This is a genomic window from Dactylosporangium aurantiacum (genome assembly GCF_000716715.1).
Taxonomy (GTDB): Bacteria; Actinomycetota; Actinomycetes; order Mycobacteriales; family Micromonosporaceae; genus Dactylosporangium; species Dactylosporangium aurantiacum.
In genome coordinates this window covers 1-2036 of the sequence record NZ_JNYJ01000118.1, presented here as the reverse complement: position 1 = coordinate 2036, position 2036 = coordinate 1, and the positions used below count along the sequence as shown (strand labels likewise).

The window sequence follows — 2036 nt, the reverse complement described above, 5'->3', positions numbered from 1 at the left end:
CGAGATGCCGAAGAACGCGGCGTCGAAGTCGGCGACGCCGGGCAGGAAGCCGCCGGTGCGGGTGTACGACGTGCCGGTCCGGTCCGGGTCGGGGTCGAAGAGGGTGTCGAGGTCCCAGCCGCGGTCGGCGGGGAACTCGCGGATCCCGTCGCGGCCCTCGACGAGCAGCTCCCACAACGCTTCCGGGGTCGCCGCCCCGGGGAACCGACCGGCCATCGCCACGATCGCGACCGGCTCGTCGGCGGGCACCGCCGCCCGTACCGCTTCCGTGGTCCGCGCGCCGCTGATCTGCTCGACGAGCAGTGCGGCGAGCGCCTCCGGGGTCGGGTGGTCGAAGACGACGGTGGCCGGCAGGGCGACGCCGGTGGCGGCGGTGAGCGCGTTGCGGAACTCGACGGCGGTCAACGAGTCGAACCCGAGGTCCCGGAACGCCCGGTCGCGGTGGACGGCGGCGGGGTCGGCGTGGCCGAGGACCGTGGCGGCGTGGCCGCGGACGAGGTCGAGCAGGTACCCGGGCAGCTCACTGGCGGGCACGTCGGCGAAGCGCCGGCGCGGCGCGGGTGCGGCGGCGGCCGGTGCGAGCCCGGCGAGGAGCGGCGCGGGCCGGGTGGCGGTGAACGCGGGCCCGAATGTGTCCCAGTCGATGTCGGCGACGATGACGGCGCCGTCGCCGGTACGGCCCACGAGCGCGACGGCGGTCTGCGGGTCCATCGGCCGGACGCCGCCGCGGCGGTGCCGGTCGCCGAGGTCCCCGGCCATCCCGTCCCCGGCCCAGGGCCCCCAGGCGATCGACACCGCGGGCAGCCCGTCCGCGCGGCGCTGCTCGGCGATCGCGTCGAGGGCGGCGTTGGCGGCGGCGTAGTTCGCCTGCCCGGCCGAGCCGACGGATCCGGCGAACGAGGAGAAGAGGATGAACGCGTCCAGCGGCAGATGGCGGGTGGCGGCGTCCAGGTGGCGGGCACCGTCGACCTTCGCCGCCATCACGGCGGCGATCCGCTCCCGGGTCAACGCGTCCACGGTGCCGTCGTCGAGGACACCGGCGGCGTGGATGACCGCGTCCGGCGCGTACTCCGCGACCAGCCGGGTCACCGTCGCCCGATCGGTGATGTCGCCGGCGACGACCTCGACGCCTGGAAGGTCGAGGGTGAGGGCGTCGGGCCCGCGGCGACTGACCAGCACAATCCTCGACGCGCCCTGGGCGGTGAGCCACTTCGCGACATGGGTGCCGAGGGCGCCGGTGCCGCCGGTGACCAGGACCGTGCCCCGCGGCTGCCACCCGCTCGTGGCTGCCGCCCGGGTCAGGCGGCGGGCGTGCGCGACGCCGCCGCGGATCGTCACCTGGTCCTCAGTGCCGGAGAGGACGGCCGGTAGCAGCGCCAGGTCCCGGTCGCCGTCGGCGAGGTCGATCAGGCCACCCCACCGGTCAGGGTGCTCCAGGGCCACGACCCGGCCCAGGCCCCAGACCGCACGCTGGGCGGGGTCGGTGGCCGCGCCCCGGGTCACGCACCACAGAGGCGCGTCGATGCCCGCGTCGCCGAGGGTCTGCACGATGTCGAGCGCCTCGGCGGCGTCGGTCGGCAGCGCGACCACACCCGCGAACGAGCCCTCCCGGAGGCGGCCTTCACGGACCGGTGCGGTGACCGTGTCGGCGCCCGCCGCCGTGAGGGCCGCGACGACGGCCTCGGACGCGCCACCGACCACGAGCCACGTGCCGTGGAGCACGGCGTCGCGGAGCGGCAGCGGCGTCCACGTCTCCCGGTACAGCCAGCCGTCCACCGTGGATGTGGTGGCGGGGGGTGTGCCGGCGTCGAGCCAGTACCGCTGCCGCTGGAAGGCGTAGGTGGGCAGGTCGACGCGGCGCCCGCCGGCGAGCAGCCGTGCCCAGTCCGGGGACCAGCCCTCGACATGGGCTCGGGCGACCGCGGCCATCAGGGTGATGGGTTCGTCGCGTCCCTTGCGCATCGCCGGGATGCCGTCGACCAGCGCGGACAGCACCCCGTCCGGACCGACCTCCAAGAACTTCGTCACGCCCTTGG

General features: G+C 76.0%; 1 protein-coding gene. It reads right to left on the bottom strand.

Annotated elements, in window-relative coordinates; genetic code table 11:
- On the bottom strand, positions 1 to 2036 hold a 2036-nt coding region (locus OP18_RS50475), incomplete at both ends, for a beta-ketoacyl reductase (RefSeq protein WP_033367928.1).